We start from the raw sequence: 6000 nt of genomic DNA on the forward strand, positions 1-6000 counted from the left end.
CGGCCCATAGCCGACATTCACTTGTCCATTCGAGCGCTGCGGTGCGGCCCGTCAGAGCCGACTTTCGCTGCAAGCGCAAAATCAGGAACGCGACGAACTGGGAGTCCGCGGGACAAAGTTGCAGTTTGATCTTGAACGAATACGTGTAAGTTCACGGATAATGGAGGCAGCTTTGATCCACATTTCGAAAGCATCCGGCACATCGACAAAAAGTCGCGGAACAACCTGATCGAGAGCGATCATGCAGCTAGGAAGCGGCTGCTTGAGTATCGTCAGAGCTTTCAGTCCTTAAAATCAGCCAAAGCGACACTGAGCGGGATCGAGACGATAAGAACAATCAAACGCGGTCACATCCAGGACAGAAATCCAGGCATCGGCTGCGAGATCCAGTTCATCAGCCAGCTCTTCGAAACAGCATGATCCAATGCGCCGCATCGACAATCGCGGACCATAAAATCTAACGCAACAGTCCCGGAGGACAACATGACAAAGATGACCAAACTGGCCCTAGCTGCCTTACCCTTTGTGGCCATGAGCGGGCCGAGCCTTGCGCAGGATGTCACAATCACCCTGCAATCGGCTTTTCCGACCAGCCTTCCGGTCATCAACACAATCCGGCAGTTCGAAGCAGAGGTCGAGGCAGCCTCCGGCGGGACGATCCAGATCGAGCTGGCGGAACCTGGCGCGATTGTCCCACCGTTCGACATTCAACAGGCGGTCTCTGACGGCGAGATCGAAGCGGGCTATACCGCTGCGGCCTACCTTCATGGGTCCTTGCCCGTTGCGTCGTTTTTCACGTCGATGCCGTTCGGGCCGCAGGCGCTCGACTATATGGCTTGGTTCTACGAAGGCGGCGGGCTCGAGCTCAATCAGCGCATGTATGACGATGCGGGCTTTGACCTCGTGACTATGCCACTAACCTTCACCGGCATGGAATCGGGCGGCTGGTTCAACTCACCCATCGAAGGAACCAGCGATTTTGCCGGACTCAAGCTGCGCTGGTCGGGGCTGGCCTCGGAAGTGCTGGGAAGCCTAGGTGCGGATACCGTGCTTATCGCAGGCGGAGAGATCTTTCCATCGCTTGAAAGTGGCGTCATCGACGGGACGGAGTTCAGCTTTCCCCAGGTGGATCTTGCGCTGGGTTTTCCGGACGTGGCTTCTTTCTATTATTTCCCCGGCTGGCACCAACCCTCGACGATGATTGAGTTGGTCATCAACCGCGACGTTTGGGACGGCCTGACAGACAACCAGCGCACGATTATCGACATGGCGGCCAGAACCAACGCGATGCGTTCGGTCCTGCGGATGGAATACTCACAAGCCGCCGCCGTCGCGCAAATGGCGGAACAGGGCGTGGACGTCCGCCTTTACAGCCCCGAGACCCTGGACAGCCTCCGGGTAGCCTGGGACGGGCTTGTCTCCGAGATGGCCGCGGCTGACCCCTTTGTGGCAGAGGTCTGGGACAGCTTGCAGGCTGCGCGAACGCAAGAAGACGCCTGGGACGCGTTAACCGAAACACCCATGCAGCGCCCATGATCGGCAGTCCCAGCGCGATCCTTGGGCCTCTGCGCCCGGGGGGCTGAGATGAGCCTCTTGCACAACATGAGCCGGGCCACAAAGGGCTCATAACCGCCATTCTCTGCAACGTGCCTGAGCTTGAAGTAGAGCTCAAATTGACCAAATCAGATGACTGCTCCATCATACCGCTCATAGATGCAGAAATAAGGCGTTGCCGGAAATTGCTCAATTCAAATTCTATCAAGAAATGGCTCACTCGGGCATTCGAGGTTGTCTATTACTTGTCGGGTGAAGGCAGTTGGAAACTTCTTGCTCATGAACAGCAAATATTGATGGCGGCAATTGAGAACCTTGTTCCCGATGAACGCGAAGTGTTGCATCAGCAGCTTCACCAGGACTTTTTTGTCGAGAGAACCAACAAGATGATCAGCGTTTTGCGGTTCTACGAAGAACATGAAGACCTGCGTGTTCAAGGATTAGATTTCGAAGACAGGTGGCTTCGGGTTCATATACTGGTCAACGGCAAGAAACAGATTTCCAACGTCAATATCTATCGAGGGCTAGTGTTCAGTGTGGAAACACGTTCTCCAAGAAAGGCCTACAAAGGCACGGAGATCCGTGTCGTCAAAGTTGTCGATGGCAATGGAGCAGACTCGTTTACAAGAGCGATTGATCGGCAAGAGCACGGAACTGGCTGAACCTTTTGTTGCATATGCCTTTGGTTGCAAAGTCTTCCCAGCTGACCTTGCAGCCGCCGGAAGCGGCTCCATGTCCTGGTGAAATCGTCAGATGACCGGTTTGAGTCCGACCTGCCCATTCGACAGAGCGCAGCGAAGGTCGGCTTTTTTATGGGTTGGCCATAAATGCGGCTCGGATCGCGGCCTTCATAGCGCCCTGAGGCCCTTGTACTTTCGGCTTGCCGGATGCCATCACCAGCTTGGAGGTGGGCGTGTTTCCGAGGTCCAATGCATCGTTCACCACCGATAGACCGCCGTGCAGCGAGGAGCGACCGAGCAAACCCACTGCGATCCCGGCTTCTACTGCTGCAATCACACCAGAGACGCTTTGGCTGGAGTAGACAACGCGATATGGCTTTCCACGGGCTTGCAATGAAATGACCGCCGCGTCGCGCCACCAGCACGCATGATCGAACAAGGCCACTGGAAGGCTTTCATCGGCCCGAAAGTGCCGGTGCGCCGACGACACCCAACATGTCGGGTCTTCATAAACTACCTCCTCGTGACTGGACGGGTTTTCGACCTCATAGACCGCAAGGTCCAGCGACCCCTTATCGAGGGCTTCTGGAAAACTCGTGCTCAAGGCGCAGGTGACATCCAGTTCGACTTTCGGATGTTGACGGGCAAAGGTCGCAATGATCGCCGCAAGCCTGGCGCGCCCGTGATCGTCGGGTATGCCCAAACGCAGTTTGCCGCTTACCGTGTTCTGTGAAATCTCTCGTAGTGCCGCGTCGAGACGCGCCGTCACCTCCTGCGCGACTGGAAATAGCTTTCGTCCCGTGTCGCTCAGGACCACGCCGCGACCATGCCTGTCAAAGACCGGCTGACCCAGGATCGCTTCGAGGCGCTTGATCTGAAGACTTGTTGCAGATTGCGACCGATGGATGCGGGCAGCACCGTCCGTGACGCTTCCGGCATCAGCCACAGCGACGAAGGTTCGCAGAAGATCGCTATCCAGGTTTTCCATCTGTTTTTTCAATACCGGAAATTGAAACTATGCGTTTCACAGATGCCTTGTGCTGCACTATTTTTCAAGGTCAGAGGAGTATCCCATGTCAGATCAGACAGTTGTCAATCGACCATCCAACCGGAAACCCCTGGTGTGGGGCGTGTCTTTGCTGCTGCTGGCAGGCGTCTGTCTTGCCTGGCCGGAACACGCCGCAAACGCAGTAAAGTTTGTCCTATGGGGCCTGATTGTCGTGGCCCCCATCGTCATTCCGGGCATCGTGCTTGCAGCCTGGATCATCGCAAGCGGCGCGGATACCCACATCGCTGGTGCCTTCGAGGGCAGGACACTGAGAACGGTTCTGGCGGCCTCGCTCATTGGAGCCATCACGCCCGTATGCGGGGTGACCGTGCTGCCCTTAATGGCCGGATTGCTGGCAGCGGGCGTGCCACTCGCTCCGATCATGGCATTCTGGCTGTCCTCCCCAATAACTGATCCGGCGATGCTCGCGACAACCGCCGCGACACTGGGTTTGAGCTTTGCGATCGGCAAAACACTTGCAGCTTTCGGACTAGGCATATTCGGGGGCGTGGTCACAGGGCTATTCGCCAAGAAACCGTGGGCGATGAGCGCGCTTAGAGATAATGGCCTGGCGCGCCAGCTAAGTGCTGCACGATGCGGCGAAGATCAGCCCTTTGATCCTTGGGTCTGGCGTTCTGAGGCACGACGTCATTCTTTCAGCAAACAGGCCTGGGCAACCACGCGGCTTATCCTGATTTGCCTGATCCCGGCATTTGCCGCGGAGTATGCCTTGAACGCGGCCCTTACGCCGGGCGCACTGGCAGCATATGTTGGAGAAGACAAATGGTGGGCCATACCCGCCGCTGTCTTCGTCGGTGCCCCGGCCTATATCGACGGTTACGCTGCGCTCCCGCTGACACGCGGGTTGATCGACAACGGCATGTCCGATGGCGCAGCGATGGCGTTCCTTGTTTCGGGCGGCGCGGTCAGCATCTGGGGTGCTATGGCCATCGCACCGGTGCTCAAATTGCAACCATTCGTGCTATATCTGTTGCTTGCAGTTCTGGGGTCGCTCGGGGCGGGGTATGTCTTTGGGTGGATCGTCTGAGATTCAGCGTTAACAGGACGCAGACGTTCAGCAACCGGCAGCTTTACCCTCAGGAAGTGAGTTTGTGTGGCTTCTGTTTTTGCGCTTGCAGCGAATGGCAGCCATGCGGAAGAATGCAGCACTAGAGTGGGGTGCCGAATGTCTCGTATGGGCCGTGTGCGAATTCAAAACCATCTAGCCTAAATGGCCGATGCTGTGAGTACGACGATTATCCTCAGGCCAACCTGCACTCGTTATGCTGTACAATCTAGGGCAAGATCGCTATTCAGCCTGTTCCTGCAAATCATTGCAAACTTTAGACTAGAAAGGTGGTGTAAACCACATGCAGGTTAGTGTTCGCGACAACAATGTCGATCAGGCCCTTCGGGTTCTTAAGAAAAAGCTCCAGAAGGAAGGCGTTTTCCGTGAAATGAAGCTCAAGCAGCATTTCGAGAAGCCGTCCGAGAAAAACGCGCGCCAGAAAGCTGAAGCGATCCGCCGCGCCAGAAAGCTGGCACGTAAGAAATTGGAACGCGAAGGATGATGTAATCATTCCTCGACGCTGAAAAACAGCCCCCGTTGCCCGATGGCAGCGGGGGTTTTACGTATCAACGGGCCATTTGAAATGAGAGCGCTTCAAATTAGTTTCATGAAGCAAGCGATTTGCATTGCTGAGAACGTAGACTGTGTTCACGGATTAAGCGCCATCCACGAAAACACCCCACTCGCATAATCCCTTCTGTGCGGAGTCAGTCGAAGTAGTGCACCAATGGGCGGGCGGCGCGGAAGATCTCAATCAGCAGATCGATTACCTCGTCGTCAAGCAGCAAAGCGTTTGGCAAATCTTTGCGACATCCCAGGCCAGCCATTTTCAGATAAGGCGCGGCGGGGCCGTTACTTGCATAGCCTTCCGGCACAGTGTCCAACGCCTTTCGCGTGACAATTCCGTCTGGGAAAGTCTTCTTAAACTCAGGGTCGTCCAAGATGGCAGTCAGGCCGCTCGGATCATCGATCAAACGCGTCCGCATTCGGGCGAGCGCGTCCTTGGAGGGTTTGAAAAGTGCGGCTCCTGCGTAGCAATTCCCTGGCTCGATGTGGAGGTAGTATCCGAAGCTTTCCTCGGGATCACCAGCATTGGCAAAAACATCCACGTCCGAGCGGTATAGAGCACGCCCGATGCGGTCTCGTGGCTCCTGAAAGAATTTGGTGAAGCTTCGCTTCGGTTTGATCCCCGCCTCAGCCACGAAAGGATCAAAGCGATCAGCATAGTCGTGCAGTGTCATTGCCATACCAGCGAAATTGCGCAAGGCATCATCGCGTTCTTCGCGGTGTTCGTCCATCCAGGCTTTCCGGTTATTCATTCCGAGATTCGCAAGGAACGCAAATGTTTCGGGCTCTACCACGGGTGCAACTCCTGTTTCACAGATGCCAAGAGGCTCGACTGCGTTCCCATTGCACCCTTGTAAGGTTAATTCAGAGCAACCGCCATGGATTGTAACTCAGCGCCTGAGAGACACCACCAGTGATGGAATGGACAGCCACCACTTACGCGTTGTCTGTAACGTTCGGTCCCGAAAAACGAAATGCTGCGCCAACGATGAACGTCCGGTTTGGGCGGCGGTTTCAACGGGTGAGCGCAACACTTTATTCTTTTTGGAAAGATGGAGTGTGAGAGATGAAATATCGGACGC

Annotated in this window: 7 protein-coding genes; 5 read left to right on the forward strand and 2 right to left on the reverse strand. The window is 55.7% G+C overall.

The features are described 5' to 3' along the window. The first annotated feature begins 192 nt into the window (after positions 1-192). The 3 genes from Q1B21_RS21245 to Q1B21_RS21255 all read left to right on the forward strand — a co-directional run bounded on the left by Q1B21_RS21245 (position 193) and on the right by Q1B21_RS21255 (position 2216). Complete coding sequence (locus Q1B21_RS21245) at positions 193-420, forward strand: DDE-type integrase/transposase/recombinase (RefSeq protein WP_299892936.1); 228 nt, start codon at positions 193-195, stop codon at positions 418-420. Between the two features lie 63 nt (positions 421-483). Further along, positions 484-1536, forward strand: coding sequence for a TRAP transporter substrate-binding protein (locus Q1B21_RS21250; protein ID WP_299892921.1), 1053 nt, complete (start codon positions 484-486; stop codon positions 1534-1536). A 137-nt stretch (positions 1537-1673) separates the two neighbouring features. Continuing rightward, positions 1674-2216 (forward strand): hypothetical protein, encoded by a 543-nt coding sequence (locus Q1B21_RS21255; protein WP_299892923.1) that lies wholly within the window; start codon positions 1674-1676, stop codon positions 2214-2216. Positions 2217-2364: 148 nt separating this feature from the next. Here the strand turns inward: Q1B21_RS21255 and Q1B21_RS21260 are convergent, their stop codons facing one another. Continuing rightward, complete coding sequence (locus Q1B21_RS21260) at positions 2365-3222, reverse strand: LysR substrate-binding domain-containing protein (RefSeq protein ID WP_299892925.1); 858 nt, start codon at positions 3220-3222, stop codon at positions 2365-2367. A gap of 85 nt (positions 3223-3307) precedes the next feature. On the opposite strand from Q1B21_RS21260, the gene Q1B21_RS21265 reads away from it, so the two are divergent. Next, positions 3308-4330, forward strand: a complete 1023-nt coding sequence (locus Q1B21_RS21265) for a permease (protein WP_299892927.1) — start codon at positions 3308-3310, stop codon at positions 4328-4330. A 322-nt stretch (positions 4331-4652) separates the two neighbouring features. Then, the gene (rpsU, locus tag Q1B21_RS21270) at positions 4653-4853 is read left to right on the forward strand and encodes a 30S ribosomal protein S21 (RefSeq protein ID WP_040700433.1); all 201 of its coding nucleotides are present in this window, start codon (positions 4653-4655) and stop codon (positions 4851-4853) included. 205 nt (positions 4854-5058) lie between these two features. Here rpsU and Q1B21_RS21275 read toward each other — a convergent pair whose 3' ends face one another. Next, positions 5059-5712, reverse strand: a complete 654-nt coding sequence (locus tag Q1B21_RS21275) for a DUF2461 domain-containing protein (RefSeq protein ID WP_299892929.1) — start codon at positions 5710-5712, stop codon at positions 5059-5061. Between the last annotated feature and the right edge of the window lie 288 nt (positions 5713-6000).

This window comes from uncultured Ruegeria sp. (assembly GCF_947504215.1).
In the GTDB taxonomy this organism is placed as follows: domain Bacteria; phylum Pseudomonadota; class Alphaproteobacteria; order Rhodobacterales; family Rhodobacteraceae; genus Ruegeria.

What these genes read in the sequence shown, in the direction of transcription:
- Q1B21_RS21250 (WP_299892921.1), top strand. Translation starts at nt 484, where the DNA reads ATGACAAAGATGACCAAACTGGCCCTAGCTGCCTTACCCTTTGTGGCC.
- Q1B21_RS21260 (WP_299892925.1), bottom strand. Translation starts at nt 3,222, where the DNA reads ATGGAAAACCTGGATAGCGATCTTCTGCGAACCTTCGTCGCTGTGGCT.
- Q1B21_RS21265 (WP_299892927.1), top strand. Translation starts at nt 3,308, where the DNA reads ATGTCAGATCAGACAGTTGTCAATCGACCATCCAACCGGAAACCCCTG.
- rpsU (WP_040700433.1), top strand. Translation starts at nt 4,653, where the DNA reads ATGCAGGTTAGTGTTCGCGACAACAATGTCGATCAGGCCCTTCGGGTT.